Annotated in this window: 19 protein-coding genes and 3 pseudogenes; 9 read left to right on the top strand and 13 right to left on the bottom strand. The window is 69.7% G+C overall.

The annotated features are described in order from the left end of the window. Window positions 1-159 precede the first annotated feature (159 nt). Window positions 160-2,008 (top strand): annotated as a pseudogene (locus HK415_RS18280) (phosphoenolpyruvate carboxykinase (GTP)). A gap of 4 nt (window positions 2,009-2,012) precedes the next feature. Here HK415_RS18280 and HK415_RS18285 read toward each other — a convergent pair. From HK415_RS18285 to HK415_RS18295, 3 genes are read right to left on the bottom strand one after another with little or no spacing between them, the layout of a single operon-like run. After that, the gene (locus HK415_RS18285; protein ID WP_171561712.1) at window positions 2,013-4,163 is read right to left on the bottom strand and encodes an ATP-binding protein; all 2,151 of its coding nucleotides are present in this window, start codon (window positions 4,161-4,163) and stop codon (window positions 2,013-2,015) included. Window positions 4,164-4,222: 59 nt separating this feature from the next. Continuing rightward, entirely contained in the window at window positions 4,223-4,426 is a 204-nt protein-coding gene (locus tag HK415_RS18290; protein WP_171561715.1) for a hypothetical protein, read from the bottom strand. A 13-nt stretch (window positions 4,427-4,439) separates the two neighbouring features. Next, on the bottom strand, window positions 4,440-4,730 hold the full coding sequence (locus HK415_RS18295; RefSeq protein ID WP_171556304.1) for a hypothetical protein: 291 nt from the start codon (window positions 4,728-4,730) through the stop codon (window positions 4,440-4,442). Between the two features lie 118 nt (window positions 4,731-4,848). Here HK415_RS18295 and HK415_RS18300 point away from each other — a divergent pair, with 118 nt between their 5' ends. The 4 genes and pseudogenes from HK415_RS18300 to HK415_RS18315 all read left to right on the top strand — a co-directional run bounded on the left by HK415_RS18300 (window position 4,849) and on the right by HK415_RS18315 (window position 8,075). Next, window positions 4,849-5,814: a LysR family transcriptional regulator gene (locus HK415_RS18300; protein WP_171561718.1), complete on the top strand. Its 966-nt coding sequence runs from the start codon at window positions 4,849-4,851 to the stop codon at window positions 5,812-5,814. 77 nt (window positions 5,815-5,891) lie between these two features. Beyond that, a complete protein-coding gene (locus HK415_RS18305) occupies window positions 5,892-6,872 on the top strand; it encodes a Bug family tripartite tricarboxylate transporter substrate binding protein (RefSeq protein ID WP_171561721.1) in 981 nt (326 codons plus the stop codon). Between the two features lie 38 nt (window positions 6,873-6,910). Next, window positions 6,911-7,743: pseudogene (locus HK415_RS18310) on the top strand (metallophosphoesterase). Window positions 7,744-7,937: 194 nt separating this feature from the next. Then, complete coding sequence (locus HK415_RS18315; RefSeq protein WP_171561724.1) at window positions 7,938-8,075, top strand: hypothetical protein; 138 nt, start codon at window positions 7,938-7,940, stop codon at window positions 8,073-8,075. A 5-nt stretch (window positions 8,076-8,080) separates the two neighbouring features. On the opposite strand, the gene HK415_RS18320 is transcribed toward HK415_RS18315, so the two are convergent. Continuing rightward, complete coding sequence (locus HK415_RS18320) at window positions 8,081-8,995, bottom strand: LysR family transcriptional regulator ArgP (RefSeq protein ID WP_171561727.1); 915 nt, start codon at window positions 8,993-8,995, stop codon at window positions 8,081-8,083. Between the two features lie 76 nt (window positions 8,996-9,071). On the opposite strand from HK415_RS18320, the gene HK415_RS18325 reads away from it, so the two are divergent. After that, window positions 9,072-10,406, top strand: coding sequence for a D-amino acid dehydrogenase (locus HK415_RS18325; protein ID WP_171561731.1), 1,335 nt, complete (start codon window positions 9,072-9,074; stop codon window positions 10,404-10,406). Between the two features lie 125 nt (window positions 10,407-10,531). Here the strand turns inward: HK415_RS18325 and HK415_RS18330 are convergent, their stop codons facing one another. From HK415_RS18330 to HK415_RS18345, 5 genes and pseudogenes are all read right to left on the bottom strand, one after another. Next, window positions 10,532-12,862, bottom strand: coding sequence for a xanthine dehydrogenase family protein molybdopterin-binding subunit (locus tag HK415_RS18330; RefSeq protein WP_171561735.1), 2,331 nt, complete (start codon window positions 12,860-12,862; stop codon window positions 10,532-10,534). A gap of 76 nt (window positions 12,863-12,938) precedes the next feature. Beyond that, window positions 12,939-14,195: an acyl-CoA dehydrogenase family protein gene (locus tag HK415_RS18335; protein WP_171561738.1), complete on the bottom strand. Its 1,257-nt coding sequence runs from the start codon at window positions 14,193-14,195 to the stop codon at window positions 12,939-12,941. 18 nt (window positions 14,196-14,213) lie between these two features. After that, on the bottom strand, window positions 14,214-14,411 hold the full coding sequence (locus HK415_RS27240; protein ID WP_373684614.1) for an alpha/beta fold hydrolase: 198 nt from the start codon (window positions 14,409-14,411) through the stop codon (window positions 14,214-14,216). Beyond that, the gene (locus tag HK415_RS18340; RefSeq protein WP_373684615.1) at window positions 14,357-15,004 is read right to left on the bottom strand and encodes an alpha/beta fold hydrolase; all 648 of its coding nucleotides are present in this window, start codon (window positions 15,002-15,004) and stop codon (window positions 14,357-14,359) included. The genes HK415_RS27240 and HK415_RS18340 overlap by 55 nt, the downstream gene beginning before the upstream one ends. After that, window positions 15,001-16,037 (bottom strand): annotated as a pseudogene (locus HK415_RS18345) (2,5-dihydroxypyridine 5,6-dioxygenase NicX family protein). Before HK415_RS18345 ends, HK415_RS18340 begins: the two are co-directional and overlap by 4 nt. Before the next feature lie 63 nt (window positions 16,038-16,100). Between HK415_RS18345 and HK415_RS18350 the strand changes: the two are divergent. From HK415_RS18350 to HK415_RS18360, 3 genes are read left to right on the top strand one after another with little or no spacing between them, the layout of a single operon-like run. Next, complete coding sequence (locus HK415_RS18350; RefSeq protein WP_171561741.1) at window positions 16,101-16,610, top strand: flavin reductase family protein; 510 nt, start codon at window positions 16,101-16,103, stop codon at window positions 16,608-16,610. Beyond that, entirely contained in the window at window positions 16,607-17,032 is a 426-nt protein-coding gene (locus HK415_RS18355) for a MarR family winged helix-turn-helix transcriptional regulator (protein ID WP_171561744.1), read from the top strand. Before HK415_RS18350 ends, HK415_RS18355 begins: the two co-directional genes overlap by 4 nt. A gap of 17 nt (window positions 17,033-17,049) precedes the next feature. Then, window positions 17,050-17,952, top strand: a complete 903-nt coding sequence (locus HK415_RS18360; RefSeq protein WP_171561747.1) for a DMT family transporter — start codon at window positions 17,050-17,052, stop codon at window positions 17,950-17,952. Here the strand turns inward: HK415_RS18360 and HK415_RS18365 are convergent. The 4 genes from HK415_RS18365 to HK415_RS18380 are packed head-to-tail and all read right to left on the bottom strand — an operon-like array spanning window position 17,945 to window position 21,806. Next, window positions 17,945-18,727: a class II aldolase/adducin family protein gene (locus HK415_RS18365; RefSeq protein ID WP_216369822.1), complete on the bottom strand. Its 783-nt coding sequence runs from the start codon at window positions 18,725-18,727 to the stop codon at window positions 17,945-17,947. The genes HK415_RS18360 and HK415_RS18365 overlap by 8 nt on opposite strands. 4 nt (window positions 18,728-18,731) lie before the next feature. Next, on the bottom strand, window positions 18,732-19,715 hold the full coding sequence (locus tag HK415_RS18370; RefSeq protein WP_171561750.1) for a Bug family tripartite tricarboxylate transporter substrate binding protein: 984 nt from the start codon (window positions 19,713-19,715) through the stop codon (window positions 18,732-18,734). 31 nt (window positions 19,716-19,746) lie between these two features. Then, a complete protein-coding gene (locus tag HK415_RS18375; protein WP_171561753.1) occupies window positions 19,747-20,697 on the bottom strand; it encodes a PDR/VanB family oxidoreductase in 951 nt (316 codons plus the stop codon). Beyond that, window positions 20,694-21,806: a Rieske 2Fe-2S domain-containing protein gene (locus HK415_RS18380; protein ID WP_171561756.1), complete on the bottom strand. Its 1,113-nt coding sequence runs from the start codon at window positions 21,804-21,806 to the stop codon at window positions 20,694-20,696. Before HK415_RS18380 ends, HK415_RS18375 begins: the two co-directional genes overlap by 4 nt. Window positions 21,807-21,814: the final 8 nt, after the last annotated feature.

Here is a 21,814-nt window from a genome sequence, read left to right on the forward strand (position 1 = left end):
GGCTTCCCGTCAGCCCCGCTCCCTAAAATGGCCCTCCCAGCCGACCCAGCGGTGGACGCCGCAGCCGACTGACCCAAGCCTGTTTTGAAAGGGCGCGCATCGGGTGGCCGGCCGCCTGAGCTCCTTTTGGAAACACGCTTTTCAACTTAGGAGTCCAGGATGAACTCACCGGTGATGCAGGGCCTGAACCTGAAGGCCCCCTCTTACGTCAAGAACGCACGCCTCATCGCCTGGGTGGCCGACATGGTCGCCCTGTGCAAGCCCGACCAGGTGCACTGGTGCGACGGCAGCCAGGAGGAATACGATCGCCTGTGCCAGCTGCTGGCGGACAAGGGCACCTTCACGAAGCTGGACCCGGTCAAGCGCCCCAACTCCTTCCTCGCCCTTTCCGACCCGAGCGACGTCGCCCGCGTGGAAGACCGCACCTTCATCTGCTCGCGCAAGAAGGAAGACGCGGGCCCGACCAACAACTGGGTCGAGCCGGCCGAGATGCGCAAGACGCTGCAGCCCCTGTTCGACGGCTGCATGCGCGGCCGCACCATGTACGTGGTGCCTTTCTCGATGGGGCCGCTCGGCTCGCCGATCGCCCACATCGGCATCGAGCTGTCCGACAGCCCCTATGTCGCGGTGAACATGCGCATCATGACGCGCATGGGCAAGGCCGTGTACGACGTGCTGGGCGTCAACGGCGACTTCGTGCCCTGCCTGCACACCGTCGGTGCGCCGCTGGCCGAAGGCCAGAAGGACGTGGCCTGGCCCTGCAACAAGACCAAGTACATCGTGCACTACCCCGAGACGCGCGAGATCTGGTCCTATGGCTCCGGCTACGGCGGCAACGCGCTGCTGGGCAAGAAGTGCTTCGCGCTGCGCATCGCCTCCACCATGGGCCGCGACCAGGGCTGGCTGGCCGAGCACATGCTGATCCTGGGCGTGACCTCTCCCGAGGGCAAGAAGTACCACGTCGCCGCCGCCTTCCCCTCGGCCTGCGGCAAGACCAACTTCGCGATGCTGATCCCGCCCAAGGGCTTCGAAGGCTGGCGCGTCACCACCATCGGCGACGACATCGCCTGGATCAAGCCGGGCGCCGACGGCCGCCTGTACGCCATCAACCCCGAGGCCGGCTACTTCGGCGTCGCCCCGGGCACCAACACGCTGACCAACCCGAACTGCATGGCCAGCCTGGACAAGAACGTGATCTTCACCAACGTGGCGCTGACCGACGACGGCGACGTGTGGTGGGAAGGCATGGGCCCGGCGCCCGCGCACGCCATCGACTGGCAGGGCAAGGACTGGACGCCGCAGATCGCCAAGGAGACGGGCGCCAAGGCCGCGCACCCGAACGCGCGCTTCACGGTCGCCGCGATCAACAATCCCGCGCTCGACCCGGCCTGGGACGATCCGGCCGGCGTGGCGATCGATGCCTTCATCTTCGGCGGTCGCCGCTCGACCACCGTGCCGCTGGTGACGGAAGCCAACGACTGGGTGGAAGGCGTGTACATGGCCGCCACCATGGGCTCGGAGACCACCGCCGCCATCGTCGGCCAGGTCGGCGTGGTGCGGCGCGATCCCTTCGCCATGCTGCCCTTCACCGGCTACAACATGAGCGACTACTTCCAGCACTGGCTGAACCTGGGCCGCAAGCTGGAAGCCTCGGGCGCCAGGCTGCCCAAGATCTTCACCACCAACTGGTTCCGCAAGGGCGAGGACGGCAAGTTCGTGTGGCCCGGCTACGGCGAGAACATGCGCGTGCTGAAGTGGATGATCGACCGCATCGAAGGCCGCGTGCAGGGGAGAGCAGCGTGTTCGGCATCAGCCCCAGCTACCAGGAACTGAACTGGGAAGGCCTGCCCTTCACGAAGGAACAGTTCGAGCAGGTGATCAACATCGACCTGCCGGCCTGGGAGAAGGAGCTGAGCTGCACCACGAGCTGTTCGTGCAGCTGGAGCACCGGCTGCCGGTCGAGCTCAAGCAGACCAAGGCGCAGATCGAGAAGCGACTCGCCACCTGAGCATTCAGGCCGGCCCCGCGGCCGCGCCCTCCGCGGGCCGGCCCGCGCCCGCGTCCGGCCCGTCGGCCAGCGGCAGGTAGACGGTGAAGGTGCTGCCCTGGCCGGGGCCGTCGCTGAAGGCCTCGACATGGCCGCCCTGCAGCGAGACCAGCTTCTGCACCAGGGCCAGGCCGATGCCCAGGCCGCCCTGGGACTGGGCCAGGTGGCTGGGGACCTGCCGGAACATGTCGAACACCCTGGCCTGCGCGTCCAGCGGGATGCCCAGGCCGTTGTCGACCACCTCCACCATCAGTTCGCGGCCTTCGCGCCGCGCCCGCAACTGGATGCGGCCGCCGGGCGGCGTGTACTTCGCCGCGTTGCCCAGGAGATTGCTCAGGACCTGAAGCATCCGCACGGTGTCGACCTCGACGTACAGGGGCTCGTCGGGCCAGCTCGTCTCCAGCGTATGCCCCGGGCCCTCCATCGCCGCCGCCCCGGCCGCGGCGGCGGCGGCCAGCACCGTGCGGAAGTCGATGCGCTCCATGTCCAGCCGCACCTTGCCGCTGTTGACGCGGGCGACGTCCAGCAGGTCGTCGACCAGCCGGCGCAGCTGGCCCAGCTGCCGGTGCATCAGCTCCTTCATCTTCAGCGCCCGCTGCGACTGCGGGTCGGCGCGGTCCAGGACGTGCAGCCCGTTCTGCAGCGGACCCAGCACATTGCGCAGCTCGTGGGAGAGCGTGGACAGGAATTCGCTGCGCGCGCGGTCCGCGTCCTGCAGTTCCGCGGCCTGGGCGCGCAACTGCTCCTCCTGGCGCTTGTGCTCCGTGATGTCCATGCCCACGACGGCCACCAGCGACACCTCCGCCCGTTCGCCCCGGATCGGCGAGAACACCAGCTCGATGAGCCGCTGGCTGCCGGCGCCCCTGGCGTAGGCGGTTTCGTAGCCGGCGGTCTCGCCCGCGAGCGCGCGGCGCAGCGCGTCCTGGGCGAGCTTCGCGCTGGCCGCCGCCGCCCACGCGTCCCACTCCCAGAACTTGCGGCCCACGGCCTGTTCGCGCGCCGTGCCGCAGGCCGCCATGCCGGCGTCGTTCGCCTCCAGCACCGTGCCGTCGCCGGCCAGCACGCAGGCGAAGAAGTAGCCCTGCTCGAAGAAGGCGCGGAACTTCGCGTTCGCCTCGGCCAGCGCGGCGGCTTTCGCCTGCGCGGCCCGGTGCTCGATCAGGCGCCGGCCCTGCTCCTGCCGCTGCAGGAAGAACCTCAGACCCAAGGCGGTCAGCAGCGACAGCAGCACGAGCGCCACGCCCGCGGCCGCCGCGGTCTGGTGCCACAGCGACAGGATCGACGCCTTGCTGGTGGAGATCACCACCACGAAGGGATGGTCCTCCACCACCCGGAAGCTGACCACGCGCGGGTAGTCCAGGGGAGGCCCCTCGGTCTCGAACACCCCGGCGCTTTCGCGCGCCAGGCGGTCGAACGGCGGCGTGTCGCCCCAGGAGCGGCCGATGGCGGCGTCGTCCGCCGGGTAGCGCGCGAGCAGGCGGCCGCTGGTCTCGTACAGGCTCATCACCTGGCCCGGCTGCAGGTTCAGCTGCTTGTACAGCCTGGAGAAGGAGTCCAGCTGCACCGCGGCGACCACGATGCCCGCGAAGCGGCCGTCCGGGCCCGTGATCCGCCGGCTCGCCGCGATGAACCAGCCGGCTCCGGACCGGCTCAGGAGGGCGGGCGAGACGTGCGACTGCAGCGCGGGATCCTGCAGGAAGGCGCGGAAGTAGCCGCGGTCGGCCAGCGAGATGTCGGGGGTGCGCGGGTAGTCGGTGTCGTGCTGGATGAAGCCGTCCGGCCCGACGACAAAGAGCGAACGGACCGTGGGCAGCCCGCGCAGCGTGGCGAGCAGCAGCTTGCGGGTTTCCTCGTCATGCCGGGGGTGCGTGCGCTGCGAGAGGTGGAGCGCCAGGCCCTGCAGCGCGGTGTTGGCGATGCCGAAGGTGCGGGCCGTGTTTTCCTGCAGCACCGCCGACAGGGTGGCCACCTGGTCCTGCGCCTGGCGCAGGAGCAGCCGCCGCTCCAGCGCGAGCCCGACCGCCATCACCAGCGCGATCGCGGCCAGGGTGCCCAGCGCGATCGCGACGGCGGCCAGGGTGCCCGGAGCCCGCCGGGTGGCAGCACTCGGATTCATGCGGGCAACCGGGGATCCATGGCAACCTCATCATAGAGGCTGCCTCCCGGTGCCGCCCCTCAATCCCGCCAGGGCTTCAGGTGGTAGCTCGCCGCCGGGGCGGCGGCCACCGTGGCGGCCTTGCGCTGCTGCCACTTGAGCTGCCGCTGCTGCCAGCGGCGGCGTGCGAGGGCGCTCGACCAGGCGTCGAGCAGGTTCAGCAGCGGCGCCGGCAGGTGGCGCACGACCTGGCTGACCAGGGAGGGATGGACGACGGCGCCCATGGTCCTGTTGCCCTTAGAAGTAGCCGCGCACGTCGCGCATGGCGTCCTGGCTCATGGCGCGGCTGAGGTCGGCCATGATGCGGGCGTCGGTCAGTGCCAGGTTCCAGAGCTTTTCGTCTTCGGCACGCTGCTTGCGGGCAGCCGCCCAGGTGCTCAGCACCCGGTTGAGCGGGCCGCCGATCAGGGCCAGCGTGTGGACCAGGCCACGGCCGAGGTGGAAACTGCGGAAGGCCTCCAGGCCACGGCTGATGCGGGTAACGCCGCCGTGCTGGGTCGGATAGTCGATGTGAACGAAGCGTGCCATTTTGTTCTTCCCCTTGAAAACGCTTGTGGCGGAGTTGCCGGGTGCGTGAGGTGAATACTAGGGTTGACCCTGATATTTGGCTACTTTTGAGTAGTGATGCATATCATTCACAGAACGTATGAAACCAGCCAATTTCCGCACCCTCGACCTCAACCTGCTGCGGGTGTTCGACCAGGTCATGGCCGAGCGCAACCTGACGCGGGCCGCCCGCAACCTGTCGATGACCCAGCCGGCGGTGAGCAACGCCCTGAACCGCCTGCGCGACGCGCTGGGCGACCGCCTGGTCGCGCGCAGCGGCTACGGGGTGGAGCCGACGCCCAAGGCGCTGGCCCTGTGGCCTGCCGTCAGCGAGGCGCTGCGCCAGCTGGAAAGCTCGCTCGCGCCGGGGCATTTCGTCGCCTCCGAGGCCACCAATGCCTTCACCCTGGCGATGGCCGATGCGACCGCCGCCGAGGTGGTGCCCGGGCTGGTGGAGATCCTCGAGCAGGAGGCCCCCGGCATTTCGATCCGCATGCTGCCGCTGACCACCCGCGACCCGCGTCCCCTGCTGGCCGAAGGCACGGCGGACCTGGCGATCGGCTTCTTCCCCGCCGTGCTCGCCGACCTGACCGCGCAGTCGCAAGGCGGCGGCATGGCGCCCTTCGAGCACGAGCGCCTGTACGACGGCCACTACGTCTGCGTGATGCGCAAGGGCCACCGCCTGTCCAAGGGCGCGCTCACGCTGGACCGCTTCTGCGAAGCCCGCCACATGCTGGTGAGCTTTTCGGGCCGGCCCTACGGCTTCATCGACGAGGCGCTGGCCTCGCTCGGGCGGCAGCGGCGCGTGGTGCTGACCGTCAACCAGTTCTTCACGGCGGGACTGGTGGTGGAGAATTCGGACCTGCTCACCGTGCTGCCGCGGCACTTCATCCGCTCCACCGGGCGCTCCGACCAGCTGGTGCAGCGCGAGCTGCCCTTCGAGGTGCCGCCGGTGCACGTGGACACGCTGTGGCACCGGCACCAGACCCAGCGGCCGGAGCACGTGTGGCTGCGTGTCGCCGTGACCACGGCCGCGCGCAAGGCCTTCGGGATCGGCGAGCGCTGAAGGCATTCATGTAAGCGGCGCGTGGCATGTTCCTTGCGCGCCGGTGCTCGCCGGCGACTTGCCGAGAAGGAGAACCCATGACGCGCATTCCCCACCCCACCCGCCGCCGCTTCCTGCAGGCGGTCTCCGCCGGTGCCGCCAGCACCGCCCTGCCCGCGCTGGCCGCCTGGCCCGAGAAGCCGATCCGCATCGTCGTCACCTTCCCGGCCGGCGGCGCGAGCGACATCGTGGCGCGCGTGTTCGCCGAGCAGCTGGCGACCAAGCTGGGACAGGGCGTGGTGGTGGACAACCGGCCGGGCGCGGGCGGCAGCGTGGGCGGCCTCGCGGTCATGCAGGCACCGGCGGACGGCTACACGCTGATGCTGTCGAACTCCACGCCGATCTCGATCGGCCCGTTCGCGCTGGAGAAGCAGCCATACAACCCGGTGGACGACTTCACGCACATCGCCATGATCGGCACCGCGCCCTGCGTCGTGATGGCCAACCCCAAGGCGGGCCTGAAGACGATCGCCGACCTGGAAGCGCTGGCCAAGCGCACGGGACGGCTCGACTTCGGCTCCGGCGGCCCCGCCTCCATCGGCCACATCTACGGCGAGCTGATGAAGAAGGAGCTGGCCCTGAACATGGTGCACGTTCCCTACCGCGGCGGCGCGCCCATGACCACGGACCTGATCTCCGGCGTGGTGCCGGTGGGCATCGACGTGATCACCGCCTTCGTGCCCTACTTCAAGAGCGGGCAGATCGTGCCGCTGGCCGTGACTTCCGCCACGCGGTCGCCGCTGGCGCCGGACGTGCCGAGCGTGGTGGAGACCGGCCACCGCAAGCTGGTGCTGGACAACTTCTTCGGGCTGTCGGGCCCGGCGAAGATGCCGGCCGACGTGGTGGCGCGCCTGCACGCCGCGGTCAACGAGATCCTGGGCAGCGCCGACGTGAAGAAGCGGATGGTGGACCTGGGCATCACCGCCGCGCCGACGACGCAGCCCGCGTTCGCCGCCTTCGTGCGCGACCAGGTGGGCCAGCTCGCTCCCGCGGTCAAGGGCGCCGGCGTCAAGCTCTAGTCACCCGCGGCTTCGCCGGCAACCTTAGGATGGCGCCGGTGAAGATCCAGCTGATGTCCGACCTGCACCTGGAGTCGCAACCCGGCTTTCGTGCAGTCCCCGCTCCCGGCGCCGACCTCCTGGTCCTGGCCGGCGACATCGGCTCTACCAGCGCACCTCGAAGCTGCCGGCCACCAGGCCGCGCGACTTCGGGCTGGCGCAGTTCGCGTCCGCGGCCAGCGGCGGTGCCTGGCCGCGGGTGCTCTACGTGCCGGGCAACCACGAATACGACAACGGCGACTTCGACGAACTCGACGCCGAACTGCGCGCCGCGGTGGAGCGCTTCGGCATCACCTGGCTCGATCGCGAAGTGCTGGTGCACCAGGGCGTGCGCTTCGTCGGCACCACGCTCTGGTCGGACTTCGACGCGCTGGCCGTGCAGGAAAAGGACGCCGCGCGCCGCGAGGCGCTGCGCCACAAGTCCTTCCGCGCCGCCAATTACTTCCTGCGCAAGACCGACGCGACGCGCAAGGGCGCGCCCTTCCTGGCACCGGAGATCCGCGAGGAGTCGCTGGCCTGCCAGTCCTGGCTGGTGCGCGCGCTCGACGAAGCCTTCGACGGGCCCACGGTGGTGATCACGCATTTCGCGCCCAGCCTGCGCAGCGCCGATCCGCGCTACGGGCTGGTCCCGGGCACGGCCGGCTTCTGCAATGCGCTGGACCACCTGCTGCCCAGGGCGGACGTGTGGATGCACGGACACCTGCACTACGCGAGCGACTACGTCGTCGAAGGCGATCACGGAAAGCGCTGCCGCGTGGTGAGCAATCCGCTGGGGTATGCGGCGAAGGGGGAGCAGGAGGCGTTCCGGCCGCAGTTGCTGATCGACGTGTGACGCACGCGCGCATGCATTGCGCGCACCGATAGGCCTGCGCCCTAACGCCGCACTCGCTCACGCCTACGCGGACAGCGATGCGTCAGCATTCGGGCACATTTGCGTCAGGGACTTTACAAAAGCGATGCTTGCCGTTCTCCCTGTGGGCGCACACTTCTCTGCATGCGCGCGCCATGTGCGCAAAGGGAGTTCCCATGAAGCCGCTCTGGACCCAGACCCTCGCCTGGATTGCCGCCGTCCTGGCCGCGGTCCTGCTGGCGCTGGCGAATCCGGACGGCCTCGGGCTGCACCTCGATGGCGGCTTCTCGCAAGGCGCGTCGACGCCCCGCTGAGGGATTCAGGCGGGGCTGAGCGCCTGGCGCGCCGCCTCGGTGAGCGCGGTCGTGAGCTGGTCCAGCACCGCGGACTCCAGGTTCCAGCAGTGCCAATACAGCTGCACCGGCACGCTCGCCTTGGGCGCGACATTCACCAATTCGCCCTGCGCGACCAGCCCGCGCGTGAGCAGCTCCGGCACCACGCTCACGCCCCAGCCCGCAAGCACCGCGCGCACCTGCCCCTCCGAACTGGGCACGAACAGCTGGTGCAATGACACGCGCTTCAGGCCGAAGGCCTTGCCGACGAATTCCGCCTGCATGTCGTCCTTGCGGTTGAAGGCCACGAAGGGCGCTTCGCGGAAGTTGTGCGCGGTCAGCGCGCCGCCCAGGCGCTCGCGCGCGTAGTCCGCCTGCGCCACCGCCACGTACTGCATCGCCCCCAGCGGCAGCACCTTGCAGCCGCGCAGCGCCTGCTTGACGGTGGTCACGCAACCGAGCACCTGCCCTTCGCGCAGCCACTCGTGCGTGAAGTCCTGGTCGTCGGTGATGATCTCCAGCGGCAGCCCCTGGCGCGCCAGGTCGTTGAGTGCCGGCAGGGCCCAGGTCGCGATGCTGTCGGCGTTGATGGCCAGCGCGATGCGCTCCTCTTCGCGGCCCCCGCCGGTCGAGCTTGGGGCGAGCTCGCTCAGGTCGCGCTCCAGGTCCGCGCGCAACAGCCTCATCTGCTTGGTGTGCTTCAGCAGCAGGTGGCCGGCCGAAGTGGGCTTGAGCGGCCGGCTGCGCACGATGAGCACGGTGCCCACTTGCGCCTCCAGCGCCCGCAACCTCTGCGATACGGCGGATTGCGTGATGTTGAGGCGCTGCGCGGCACGGTCGAAGCCGCCCTCCTCCACGATGGCGGCCAGTGCTTCCAGGGCGGCGGGGTCGAAGGTCGTCATATAAGCAATTCTGATCCGGGCGCTGAGAGTTTAATTTGGCTTTTGATTTCCGGCGGCCGGCGGCAAACTTGGACCCATGAAAACACTCGTCCTCGGCGCCGGCATCATCGGCATCAGCACCGCCTGGCACCTGGCCGAACGCGGCCATGAAGTCATCGTTGTCGATCGCCAGCCCGACGCCGCACTGGAGACGAGCTTCGCGAATGCCGCGCAGATCTCGGTGAGCTACTGCGAGCCCTGGGCCAACCGCCACGCGCCCGCCAAGCTGCTCAAGTGGATGTTCCGCAACGACGCACCCCTGCTGTTCCGCCCGCAGCTGGACTGGCAGCAATGGCGCTGGGGCCTGCAGTTCCTCGCCCAGTGCAACGATGCGGCCTTCGAGCGCAACGTGCAGCAGCTGGTGGCGCTGGGCGCGTACAGCCACGCGGCACTGAAGGACGTGGTCGCGGCCACCGGCATCGACTACCACCGGCTCGAACGCGGCATCGCCCACTTCTATACCGACCAGAAGGCCTTCGATGACGCGGCCGTGGCCGCCGGCCTGATGCAGAAGTACGGCGTGGACCGCAAGGTCGTGAGCCGCGACGAGCTGTTCGCCATCGAGCCGGCCTTCCGCAACTTCGACCGCATCGTCGGCGGCACCTACACCGCCAGCGACGAGAGTGGCGACGCCCGCGTGTTCACGCAGAAGCTGGCCCAGCTGTGCGCTGCGCGCGGCGTGCAGTTCCTGTTCAACCAGGACATCGAGCGCCTGGAAACCACCGGCGGCGAGATCGACGCGGTGCGCATCCGCGACCGCGCCACCGGCGCCGTGCAGCGCCTGCGCGCCGACGACGTGGTGGTGGCCTGCGGCTCCTACACCGCGCCGCTGCTGCGCCAGGTGGGCGTGGATCTGCCGATCTACCCGGGCAAGGGCTACAGCGCGACCTTCAAGCTGAAGAAGCCGGTGGACGCGCCCTTCGTGAGCAGCATCGACGACGAAGTGAAGGTGGCGATGAGCCGCCTGGGCGACGAACTGCGCGTGGCGGGAACCATCGAGGTCTCCGGCTACGACGCCACGCTGGACTCGCGGCTGGCGCAGGACCGTTGCCGCATGCTGGCGCAGCGCATCGAGAAGGTGCTGCCCGGCGTGTGCGACACGCGCCTGCCGGAAGAAGGCGGCGACCCGAAGTTCTGGACCGGCCTGCGTCCGGCAACGCCGACCAACATCCCCTACATCGGCCGCACCAAGGTGGGCGGCCTGTGGGTGAACGCGGGGCACGGCACGCTGGGCTGGACCCATGGTGCGGGTTCGGGCAAGGCGATGGCGGAGTTGATCGGCGGGCGGCAGCCGCGGATGAACTTCAGGTTCTATGGGTTCGAACAGCCGGAGCGTGGGTACCAGGGCGAAGGCGAGCTGTCGCTGCGCTGATCGCCGGGTGTCGCGGTTCGGCGCTGCGCGCGCTCACCACGACCTACGAACTACGAAATCCCGCTCCCGGTAGGTCGTGGTGAGCGGCGAAGCCCGAACCGCGACACCCGTCCACCGACAGCGCCTCACCCGTTCAACAACCCCCACACCTTCGCCGGCGTCAAGGGCATCTGCAATCCCCGCGCCGCATCCTGCTTTCCCGCGCGCGCCAGCGCATCCGCCACCGCATTCACCACGCTGGGCGCGGCGCCGATGGTCCCGAGCTCGCCCACGCCCTTCACCCCCAGCGGGTTGTTCTTGCAGGGCACGGTCTGGTTCATCTCCATGACGAACTCGCAGGCCACCACGTCGGCCCGCGGCGCCGCATAGTCCATCAGGCTGCCGGTCACCGGCTGGCCGCTCTCGCGGTCGTAGGCCATGTATTCCATCAGCGCCTGGCCGATGCCCTGCACCGCGCCGCCTTCCAGCTGGCCGCGCACGATCATCGGGTTCACCACGCGGCCGACGTCGTTCAGCCCCGCGTATTTCACGACCTGCACCTCGCCGGTCTGCGGGTCGATCTCGACCTCGCTCACGTGGCAGCCGTTGGGCCAGCTCGGGCCGGCGACGGCGCTGGTGTGGTCGGTGAAGATGTGCTGGCCCGGCTGCTTCGCAGCCAGCTCGAACAAGCCGACGCCGACATCGGTGCCCTTCACGACGAAGCGGCCCGCGCTGTACTCCAGGTCCGCGGGAGAGGCTTCCAGCGACTTCGCCGCCAGGCCGCGCGCCGTGTCCAGGGTCTTCTCCGCGCCCAGGTGCAGCGCCGAGCCGCCCGTGAACAGCGAGCGCGATCCCGCGCTGCCGAAGCCGTCGCCGCGGTCGGTGTCGCCCAGCACCACGCGCACCTTCTCGATGGGAACGCCGAACACGTCCACCACCAGCTGCGCCAGCGTGGTGGCGATGCCCTGCCCCATCTGGTTGACGGCGGAGAACACCTCGATCACGCCGTCGGCCTTCACGTCGACGGTCACGCGTTCCTCGAACACGTTGCCACTGGTCCACTCGAGGAAGGTCGACAGGCCCAGGCCGCGCAGCTTGCCCTTGGCCTTGCTCTGCGCGTGGCGCTTCTCGAAGCCGCTCCAGTCGCCCAGCGCCAGGCCTTCGTCCATGATCTTCTCGAACTCGCCGACGTCGTACACCTGCCCCATCGCGTTCTTGTAGGGCATCTGCTGCGGCCGCACGAAGTTGCGCCGGCGCAGTTCCACGCGGTCGATGCCGGTCTGGCGCGCCGCTTCGTCCATCAGGCGCTCCATGATGAAGATCGCCTCCGGCCGTCCGGCACCGCGGTAGGCCGCGGTCGATGCCGTGTTGGTCATCACGCAGCGGATGTGGAAGTCGATCGCGGGCACGTCGTACACGCTGGTCTGCACCCAGGGGCCGACCACCATCGGGATCACCATGCCGGTCGCCGTCGCATAGGCGCCGACGTTGGCCAGCGTGCGCAGGCGCAGCGCGAGGATGCGGCCGCCGGCGTCGAGGGCGAGTTCGGCGTCGGCGCGCTGGTCGCGGCCGTGGAAGGAGGAGAGGAATTCCTCGCTGCGGTCGGCCACCCACTTCACCGGCTTCTTCAGGGTCCACGCGGCCCAGGCCGCGGCCGCGTCTTCCGGGTAGATGCCGGTCTTCATGCCGAAGCCGCCGCCGACGTCGCCCACGGTCACGCGCACCTTTTCCGCGCCGATGCCCAGGATGTCGTTGGCCAGCGAGTTGCGCACGCCCGAAGGCATCTGGCTGCTCATGCGCAGCGTGAGGCGTCCGTCCTCCGCCACCCAGGCCAGCACCGAGCGTGGCTCGATCGACACCGCGGCCACGCGCTGGTTGACGACGGTGAGCGACACGACATGCGCCGCGCGCGCGAAGGCCTGATCGCTCGCCTTGGCATCGCCGTAGCGCATCTCCGCCGCGATGTTGTCGGGTGCCGCATCGCACAGCACGGCCGCGCCGGGAGAGACCGCGGCCTGCAGCTCCACGACATGCGGCAGTTCCTCGTATTCCACCGACACCGCCTCCGCCGCATCGCGCGCCTGCTGCAGGGTCTGCGCCACCACCAGCGCCACCGGTTCGCCGACATAGCGCACCCGCTCGTGCGCCAGCGCCCGGCGCGGCGCGGTGGCCACCGGCGAGCCATCGCCGCGCTTGAAGGCGGGGTTGGTCGGGATCGGCTTCACGCCGGCCTGTACCAGCTCGGCGCCGGTGACGACCTTGGCGACGCCGGGCATCCCGGCGGCATTGCCCGTGTCGACGGAAACGATGCGCGCATGCGGATAGGGCGAGCGCACGAACACCGCACGCAGTTCGCCGGCAGGCGCGAGGTCGTCGGTGAACTGGCCCAGGCCCTTGAGCAGGCCCTCGTCCTCGATGCGCTTGACGGACCGGCCGCTGCCGAACTTGTTGGGGTTGTCCAGGGTTTCGGTGCTCATGGTGGCACCAAGTCTCGCCGATTTCCGGCGCGCGTGCAGCGGGCCGGCGCCGCCAGCGCCGCGCAACCGTGCCTGTTCACTCGTCCTTCTCTCCCGCCTCGTACAGGGTCTCGCGCCCCATCCGGTCGAGCACCAGTTCCGCCGTCCACGGCAGCATCAGCGAGCCGCAGCGGCTGTCGCGATAGAGCCGCTCCAGCGGCAGGTGCTTCATCATGCTCTGGCCACCGCAGGTGCGGATGGCCAGCCGCGCGATGTCGTTGGCGCCCTCCATCACCGTGTACTGTGCCGCATAGAGCCGCATCCTCTCGTCCTTGGACGGGTTGGGCCGCGCTTCCAGCACCGAGCGCAGGAAGATGCTGCGCATCTGCTCCAGCTGGATGCGCATCTGCGCCACCGCGACCTGCTTGGTCGGGTACATGCGGCGCTTGACCGGCGGCTCGCCCGGCACCTCGCCGCGCAGGTACTGCACCGTGAAGTCGTAGGCGGCGTTGGCCACGCCCAGATAGGTGGGCGCCAGCGTGAAGAACATGGCCGGCCAGGTCTGCGCGCCCTTGAAGTACACGCCGCGCGGCATCAGCTGCTCGTCGTCGCTGACGAACACGTCCTTGAAGCTCAGGTTGCGGCTGACCGTGCCGCGCATGCCCAGCGGATTCCAGTCGCCGCTGATGGCGAAGCCGGGGCTGGTCGCCGGCACCGCCAGGTACAGCGTGTCGCGCGCGTCCGGCTTCTCGTCGCCCTTGTCCTCGGTGCACAGCACGCCGTAGTAATCCGCGGCGCCGGACAGCGAGGCGAAGATCTTGCGGCCGTTGACCAGCCAGCCGCCCTCGACCTTGCGCGCGGTGGTGCCGAAGGGCGCGCGCCCCGCCGCCGCGGCGCTGCCTTCGGAGAAGGGCTGGGCGTAGACCGCGCCGTCCTGCACCACGCGCCGGAAATGCAGCGCGCGCCGTTGCGCATGCTCGGCGCGCTGCGTCTCGGTCATCGGGATGCCGTCGGCCAGCACGCCGGTCCACATCGTCGAGCAGATGTGCATGTTGTAGGTGAGCGCGGTGGCGCCGCAGAAGCGGCCGATTTCCGCCGCCACCATCATGTAGGTCGCGTAGTCGGCTCCGAGCCCACCGGCGCTTTCCGGCACGCACAGCTTCAGGAAGCCGGCGTTGCGCAGGTCCTCGTAGTTGGCGAAGGGAAAGCTCGCTTCCTCGTCCCACTGCGCCGCGCGCGGCGCGAAGCGCTCGCGCCCGAGTTCGTTCGCCTGCGCCAGCAGCGCGCGCTGCTTCGCGCTGAAGGCGTGGTCGCCCACGGCGGGCGTGAAGGCAAGGCCGGGCAAGGCGTCCATGGGCTCTCCGGGGATGCGTCAGTGCAGCAGGGTTTCGGGCAGCTCGAGGAAATTGAGCAGCAGCGCGTCGAAGTCGTCGGGGGCTTCCAGGTTCAGCAGGTGGCCGACGCCCTTCATCTCGACATAGGTGCTGTTCGGGATGGCCTCGGCCATCTTCTTCATCACGGCCGGCGGCGCGTTGCGGTCGTGCTCGCCGGCCAGCACCAGCGTGGGCACCAGGATGTTGCCCAGGTTGGCGCGGCGGTCGAAGGTGACGATGCACTCGAGCGCGCGCCGGTAGGTCGCCGCGGGCACCAGGCCCATGCAATGGGTGGCGAGCCGCACACTCCTTCGGGCAGCGAGCCGGGGCCGATCATCTGCGGCACCAGCGTTTCGGCCAGTTCCGCCATGCTTCGGCCCGCGTCCAGCGGCGCGGTGCGCTGGGCGATGAACTCGCGCTGCCAGTCGCCATCGGGCTTGCCGAAGGCAGGCGAGGTGCCGCACAGCACCAGGCGCTTGACCAGGTCCGGCCGGCGCGCCACCACTTCCTGGGCGACCATGCCGCCCATGCTGTGACCCAGCAGGATCACCTGCTGGCACTTGAGCGATTCGATCAACCGGATGCAGCTGTGCGCCAGGCCCTTGAAGGTGTAGGGCTCGATCGGCGCGCTGTGGCCGTAGCCGGGCATGTCCCAGGCGACGGCGCGGTAGCCCGCGGTGGCCAGCGTCTCCACCTGCGGCGCGAAGGCCAGGTGGCCGCCGCCGATGCCATGCAGCATCAGCACGGTGGGGCCACCGCCCAGGGTGGTGAAGGCGGGGGTGGAGGTCATGGCAGAAGCCTTCCCGCGTCGACGACGGTGCTGCCATCGAGGCGGACCGTGCACTGGCGCAGCGGCAGGTCGAAGTGGCCCAGCGTGTGCCGTCCCGCGACTTCGTTGGCGCCCGTGCTGTAGAGGAAATTGCCGGCAAAGGCGCGCAGCTCGGTGCCGTTGAAATCGCGCTTGTCGTACAGCGCCATGCTGTCCCAGCGCGCGCCCGCGTTCAGGCCGTAGCCGACGTGGCTGGCCGCATAGGCTTCGCGGTCGCCCCAGGCCGAGATGTAGCTGCGCATCAGGTCGGCATCCAGGCCGGCGCCTTCGATGCGCGTCACGTAGTCGTTCTCCACCCGCAGCGTCACCGGTTTTTCCAGGTAGCGCTTGAAGGTGAGGTTGACGTCGCCTTCGGCCAGCACCAGTGTGCCGTTGACGCTGCCGGCGGCGGGGAAGGCGAGCGCCAGGCCGCCCGGCCAGTGCGTCATGGTGCCGGGCCGGCTGGTGTAGCCCCAGTTGCCGCCGCAGGTCGCGCCCTGCAGCGAGATCGTGAGGTCGGTGCCGGCGGGCGAGCTGACGCGCATCTCGCGCGCGCCGCGCAGGCGCTTGACGTGCTCCTTGACCAGCGGCTCCAGCGTGTCGTCGGGCACCAGGCGCGCAAGCGCCTCCGGGTGCTCGTTGCTCACGTAGAGGACCCGGGCGCCGCCCTTCAGGATCGCGGGGAGTTCCGGGGCGTGCATCAGCCCTTCGACCGTGCAGTCCACCACCAGCGTGCTGCCGGCCAGTGCGGAGACGACGGGGCGATCTGCCGCAGCACGGGCGAGGCGCCTGTGCTGCGCGCCACCGGCGTGCCGCCGGCGAAGACACTGGGAAGGACGATGCTGAAGACCTGGGCGCCGAGACGGGCCGCCGCGAGGCGGGCCAGTTCGGGGAGGACCGCGCGGCTCTGGCTTTCGCTCAGGACGGCGACGGTGTCGCCTCGCCGCAGCGCGCAGCGGCCGAGGACCGCTTCGAAGGCGTCCAGCCACGCGGGCTCGATGGTTTCCTGCAGCATGTCCGTGGCGTGCCTCTGGGTCGTGGACCATAATACATGAAATTTCATGCAATCCGCCTCCCGATGAACCCTCCGCGCCAAGCCCAGCCGCCGAGCTTCTCCGCCCAGGAATTCCGTGCGGCGCTGGGCATGTTCGCCACCGGCGTCACCATCGTCACGGCGCGCACCGCCGACGGCCGGGTGGTGGGCCTGACGGCGAATTCCTTCAACTCCGTGTCGCTGACGCCGCCGCTGGTGCTGTGGAGCCTGTCGCGCGCGGCCGCTTCCATGGCGGTGTTCAGCGCCGGCTCGCACTACGCGATCAACGTGCTGGCCGCCGACCAGAAGGCGCTGGCCGAACGCTTCGCCACCCGCGGCGCCGACCGCTGGAACGGCGTGACCTTCACCGAAGGCGCGGGCGGGGCGCCGCTGCTCGATGGCGCCGCCGCGACCTTCGAATGCTTCAACCGCAGCCGCTACGAGGAAGGCGACCACGTGATCTTCGTCGGCGAGGTGGAACGCTGCGCGCACCGCACCGGCGCGTCGCCGCTGCTGTTCCACGGCGGGCGCTATTTCACGGAGCATCCGCTGTGAGCTCGGACCGCTTCGTGGATGGCTACCTGGGCTACCTGCTCGGGCAGGCCAACCACGCGCTGTACAAGAACTTCGACAGCCACGTGCGCGCGGCGGGCCTGAGCTCGATCGAATGGCGCGTGCTGGCGACCCTGCACGACAGCCCGCCGATCACGGTGAGCCAGCTCGCGCACGAGGTGCTGTCCAAGCAGCCGACGGTGACCAAGCTGGTGCAGCGCATGGGCGAACAGGGCTGGGTGACGCTGCTGGCCGACCCGGCGGACCAGCGCCGCACGCTGGTGACCGCGAGCCCCGCCGGCAAGAAGCTGGTCAAGCCGCTGCTGGAGAAGGCGCGGACGCACGAATCGGAAATGCTGCGCACGCTGGCGGTGTCGGAGCAGGCGGCGTTGAAGAAGCTGCTGGCGAAGCTGGCGCGGCGCTAGCTCGCTACCATCGCGCGATGCGCGAACGAAAAGAACACCTCGACGCCCTCGCCGTTTCCCTGCTGCTGGCGTGCTGCCTGTTCTGGGGTTTCCAGCAGATCCTGATCAAGACCACCGTCTCCGAAGTGCCGCCGCTGTGGCAGGCGGCGATCCGCTTCGTCGGCGCGACCGTGCTGCTGTGGGTGTGGTGCGCGGTGCGCGGCATCAAGCTGTTCGAGCGCGACGGCACGCTGGGCGCGGGCCTGCTCGCGGGCCTGCTGTTCGCCGGCGAGTTCACCTGCATCTACCTCGGGCTGCGCGACACCACGGCCTCGCGGCTCACGGTCTTCCTCTACACCTCGCCCTTCGTGGTGGCGCTGCTGCTGCCGCGCGTGGTGCCGGCCGAGAAGCTGCGGCCGGTGCAATGGGTGGGTCTGGTCGTCGCCTTCGCGGCGGTGGCGCTGGCCTTCAGCGAAGGCTTCACCGGCCGGAGCACGCCGCGCCAGCTGCGCGGCGACGCGCTGGCGCTGGCCGCGGGTGTGCTGTGGGGACTGACCACGCTGGTGATCCGCGGCTCGAAGATGGCCACGTCCTCGGCGGAGAAGACGCTGTTCTACCAGGTGGCGGTGACCGCCGCGGTGGCGCCGATGCTGTCGCTGGCGCTGGGCGAGACCTGGTCGCTGCAGTACTCCGGCTACGCCTGGCTGTCGATCGCGCTGCAGACCGTGATCGGCGCCTTCGCCAGCTACCTGGCCTGGATGTGGATGCTGCGGCACTACCCGGCGACGCAGCTGTCCTCCTTCACCTTCCTGGCGCCGCTGTTCGCGCTGCTGTTCGGCGTGCTGCTGCTCAATGAGAGGCTCACCGTGCAGCTGCTGGTCGCGCTGACTGCGGTGGCGGTCGGCATCGTGCTGGTGAACCGCAAGAAGCCGGCTAGCTGACGAAGCCCGGATCGAGGTCCCAGGCCCAGCGCAGCATCGCGTCCCACAGCAGCGTGTTCTGGCCACCCTTGCGCGCGCTGCTGTCGTACTGCGCCGAGGCGCGCTGCGCGATCTCGTCGCGCGGCAGGACCAGCGGCACGCCGGTGGCCTGCGCGGCGACCTGCACCTCGCAGGCGCGCTGCAGCATGTAGTGCTCGGCGAAGGCATCGCCGATGCTGGGCCCGCACACCAGCAGGCCGTGGTTGCGCAGGATCATCACGTTGCGGTCGCCGAGGTCGGCGGCCAGACGCCGGCATTCCTCGCGATCGAGCGTGATGCCCTCGAAGTCGTGGTACGCCACGCGCCCCGCGTAGAACATCGCGTTGAAGCTCAGGGGCAGCAGGCCGCCGGCCTGGCAGGACACCACCTGCCCCGCGGTGGTGTGCGTGTGCACCACGCAGTGCGCGTCCGGCCGCGCCGCATGCACCGCGCTGTGGACGATGAAGCCCGCGGGATTCACGGTCCAGGGGCTGGGCTCCACCTTGCGCCCCTCCAGGTCGATCTTCACCAGCTTGCTGGCCGTGATCTCGCGGTACATCAGGCCGAAGGGGTTGATCAGGAAATACTCGCTGCCCGGCACGCGCACCGTCAGGTGGTTGTAGATCAGCTCGTGCCAGCCCAGGTGCGCAAAGAGGCGGTAGGCCACCGCGAGTTCGCAGCGGACCTGCCACTCCTCACGCGCCATCTCCTGCGGGCGACGGGTCTCGAACACGTCCTGCATCGCGCGGGCGTTCATCGCCTCAGCCCTCGGGCGTGTAGCCCACCGTGCGCACCAGGCCGGACCAGAACTCGGTCTCGGTCTTCAGCAGCGAGGCGAGCTGCTGCGGGCTGGTGGGATACGGCTCCAGGTACAGCGCCGCCAGGCTGTCCACCACGTCGGGCGAGGACAGCGCGCCGCGGATCGCGCCGTTCAGGCGCTGCACCACCTCGGCCGGCGTCTTCGCGGGGACGTAGAAGCCGAACCAGCCGAGATAGGCGAGCTCCTTGAAACCCTGCTCCGCATAGCTGGGCGTGTCGGGCGTGAACTTGCCGCGCGCGGGGCCGCTGGTGGCCAGCAGGCGCGCCTTGCCGGCCTTCACCTGCCCCATGAACTCGCCGGTGGGGCCGACCACCGCAGCCAGCTGGCCGCCGATCATTTCCAGGATGGCGGGCTGCGAGCCACGGTAGGGGATGTGGCGCAGTTCCACCTTGCCCGCCTTGCCCAGCGCCGCGCCGATGAAGTTGGCGGCGGAGCCGGCACCGGCGGAACCGAAGCTCGCCTTGTCCGGGTTGGCCTTGGCCCAGGCCAGGAAGTCCGGCACGGTCTTCACGCCCGCCGGCACCAGCGGGCCCACGGCCAGCGCGTAGTCGAATACCGCGGCGCCGGACACCGGCAGCAGGTCGGCCACCGGGTCGTAGGGCAGCTTCTTGTAGGTGAAGGGATGCAGCCCCAGCGGCGAGGCCGGCGTCAGCAGGATGGTGCTGCCGTCGGGCGCGGCCGTCCGCACCGCCTGTACCGCGATCTGCCCGCCGGCGCCGGTCCTGTTCTCCGCGATCGCGGCCTTGCTGAAGGCCGGCGCGAGCTTGTCGGCCACGCGGCGGCCGGTGACGTCGATGGTGCCGCCGGGCGCGAAGCCGATCACCACCTTGGCGGTGTCGAGGGCCTGGGACCAGGCCTGCGGAAGGCCGCCCGCGAACAGCGTGGCAAGGGTGCCGTGGACGAAGCTGCGGCGTGTCAATTCCATGGTGACTCCTGGGGATGCGGGGGAAAGGGAACTAGAGATCGAGCACGAGCCGCGCCGACTTCGCGCGCGACACGCATACGAGCATGGTGCGCAGCGACGCGCGCTGCGCGGGCGGATAGACATAGTCGCGGTGGTCCGGCTCGCCTTCGCAGACGGCGGTCTCGCAGGTGCCGCACAGGCCCTCGCGGCAGGAGAACGGCACTTCGTGGCCGTTGGCTTCCAGCACCTCGAGGATGCTCTGTTGCGGCGACACGTGCAGGCTGGCGCCGCTGCGCTTCAGGTCCACCCAGAAGCCTTCGGCGGCGGCCTCGGGCTCGTTGGCCGCCGGCGCGCTGAACCACTCGAAGTGCAGCGTCTCGGGCGCGAGGTGCGCGCCGTGCTCGCGCACCGCTTCCATCAGGGGTGCCGGGCCGCAGCAGTACACGTGCGTGCCCGGTTCCACGTCCGCCATCAGCGCCGCCACGGGCAGCGGGCCACCCTGTTCGTCGTCGCAGTGGATGCGCACGCGGCTGCCGTAGGCGCGCAGCTCCTCGTAGAAGCCCATGCGCACCCGGCTGCGCGCCGCGTACGCCAGCTTCCAGGGCTTGCCGTTCGCTTCGCACCAGCGCACCATCGACAGGATGGGCGTGACGCCGATGCCGCCGGCGACGAACAGGTAGCGCGCCGCATCGGGCACCAGCGCGAAGTTGTTGGCCGGTGCGCTGCAGGTGACCTCGGCGCCGGCGCGCAGCATCGCGTGCACGTACTCGGAGCCGCCCCGGCTGTCGGCCGCGCGGCCGACGCCCAGCACGTAGCGGTTGCGCTCGCGCGAATCCCCGGCCAGCGAGTACTGGCGCTGCACGCCGTTGGGCAGGTGCAGCGTGAGGTGGGCGCCCGGTTCGAACGCGGGCAGCAGGGCGCCGCGCGGGTCCGCCAGCTCCAGGCGCATGACGTCGCGCGCCTCGGCGTGCACGGAGGCGACGCGCAGTTTCAGCAAGGTCATGCGCTCAGTCCGGCCTGGTGCGGCGCCTTGATGGGAATCGTCCTGGGCTCGGCGGCCTGGCGGGTCGCTTCCTCCGCGCGCTCCGCGGCCACCAGCTTGTCCAGCGTCCAGCGGAAATGCGACAGCGCGGCGTCGGCGGCGACCGCCAGCATCTTGAACTCGGGATCGGCATCCAGCACCTTCTGCTGCGCCTCGATCAGGTGCTTGTCTTCCATGAAGCCCTCGATCAGGCTCTGGTGCAGCGAGCGCGAGATGTTGTGGTCCTCGCCCTCCCAGTTGTTCAGGTAGGTCCAGAAGAAGTGCGTGGTGCTGCGCGTCTCCGGCGTCATGAACTGGCAGTTGCGGTATTCCTTGGTGCCTTCGCGGTTGCCCGTTTCCGAACCGCTGCCGGCCGGCGAGAACATGGACTCCAGGAAGAAGATGCCCGGGATGTGCATGTGGCCGATGTTGCGGCGGTCCACGTGCTTGCCCTTCAGCTCCGCGGGCAGCACCTTGTTGTGGAAGGGCGGCGGCGGCGCGTCCATGTGCCAGCGCTCCACGCGGAAGCCGCGCGGCTGCCGCTCGACCGCGACCGGCTTGGTCACGTAGGCGTACTCCTCGGAGCCGCCCAGGGTCTTGGTGTGCACGAAGGCCAGGTGCGCGAAGTCGGACAGGTTGTCGACGATCAGCAGCCAGTTGGCCTTGTAGTGCATGTAGTCGGGCACGCCCTTCCACTGCGGCTCGCGCAGGTAGGGGAAGTCGATGATCTGGGCCGGGTCCGCCTTGGCCGGGTCGCCCATCCAGATCCACACCAGGTGGTCCTTCTCGATCACCGGATAGCTCTTCACGCCCAGCTTGGGCGGGATCACTTCCTGCCCGGGGATCTGGATGCACTTGCCGGTGGGATCGAACTTCAGGCCGTGGTACATGCAGCGCACGCAATCGCCTTCGCGGCGGCCCAGGTGCAGCGGCACGCCGCGGTGGCAGCAGCGGTCCTGCAGCGCGACGACCTTGCCGGTCTCGGACTTGTACAGCAGCACCGCCTCTTCGAGGATGGTCCGCGGCAGCATCCGGCCGTCGATCAGCTCGTGGTCCCAGGCGGCGACGTACCAGCAATTCTTCAGAAACATGGGGTTCT

This window comes from Ramlibacter montanisoli, from assembly GCF_013087525.1.
GTDB lineage: Bacteria > Pseudomonadota > Gammaproteobacteria > Burkholderiales > Burkholderiaceae_C > Ramlibacter > Ramlibacter montanisoli.

What these genes read in the sequence shown, in the direction of transcription:
- HK415_RS18285 (WP_171561712.1), bottom strand. Translation starts at nt 4,163, where the DNA reads ATGAATCCGAGTGCTGCCACCCGGCGGGCTCCGGGCACCCTGGCCGCC.
- HK415_RS18290 (WP_171561715.1), bottom strand. Translation starts at nt 4,426, where the DNA reads ATGGGCGCCGTCGTCCATCCCTCCCTGGTCAGCCAGGTCGTGCGCCAC.
- HK415_RS18295 (WP_171556304.1), bottom strand. Translation starts at nt 4,730, where the DNA reads ATGGCACGCTTCGTTCACATCGACTATCCGACCCAGCACGGCGGCGTT.
- HK415_RS18300 (WP_171561718.1), top strand. Translation starts at nt 4,849, where the DNA reads ATGAAACCAGCCAATTTCCGCACCCTCGACCTCAACCTGCTGCGGGTG.
- HK415_RS18305 (WP_171561721.1), top strand. Translation starts at nt 5,892, where the DNA reads ATGACGCGCATTCCCCACCCCACCCGCCGCCGCTTCCTGCAGGCGGTC.
- HK415_RS18315 (WP_171561724.1), top strand. Translation starts at nt 7,938, where the DNA reads ATGAAGCCGCTCTGGACCCAGACCCTCGCCTGGATTGCCGCCGTCCTG.
- HK415_RS18320 (WP_171561727.1), bottom strand. Translation starts at nt 8,995, where the DNA reads ATGACGACCTTCGACCCCGCCGCCCTGGAAGCACTGGCCGCCATCGTG.
- HK415_RS18325 (WP_171561731.1), top strand. Translation starts at nt 9,072, where the DNA reads ATGAAAACACTCGTCCTCGGCGCCGGCATCATCGGCATCAGCACCGCC.
- HK415_RS18330 (WP_171561735.1), bottom strand. Translation starts at nt 12,862, where the DNA reads ATGAGCACCGAAACCCTGGACAACCCCAACAAGTTCGGCAGCGGCCGG.
- HK415_RS18335 (WP_171561738.1), bottom strand. Translation starts at nt 14,195, where the DNA reads ATGGACGCCTTGCCCGGCCTTGCCTTCACGCCCGCCGTGGGCGACCAC.
- HK415_RS18340 (WP_373684615.1), bottom strand. Translation starts at nt 15,004, where the DNA reads ATGACCTCCACCCCCGCCTTCACCACCCTGGGCGGTGGCCCCACCGTG.
- HK415_RS18350 (WP_171561741.1), top strand. Translation starts at nt 16,101, where the DNA reads ATGAACCCTCCGCGCCAAGCCCAGCCGCCGAGCTTCTCCGCCCAGGAA.
- HK415_RS18360 (WP_171561747.1), top strand. Translation starts at nt 17,050, where the DNA reads ATGCGCGAACGAAAAGAACACCTCGACGCCCTCGCCGTTTCCCTGCTG.
- HK415_RS18365 (WP_216369822.1), bottom strand. Translation starts at nt 18,727, where the DNA reads ATGAACGCCCGCGCGATGCAGGACGTGTTCGAGACCCGTCGCCCGCAG.
- HK415_RS18370 (WP_171561750.1), bottom strand. Translation starts at nt 19,715, where the DNA reads ATGGAATTGACACGCCGCAGCTTCGTCCACGGCACCCTTGCCACGCTG.
- HK415_RS18375 (WP_171561753.1), bottom strand. Translation starts at nt 20,697, where the DNA reads ATGACCTTGCTGAAACTGCGCGTCGCCTCCGTGCACGCCGAGGCGCGC.
- HK415_RS18380 (WP_171561756.1), bottom strand. Translation starts at nt 21,806, where the DNA reads ATGTTTCTGAAGAATTGCTGGTACGTCGCCGCCTGGGACCACGAGCTG.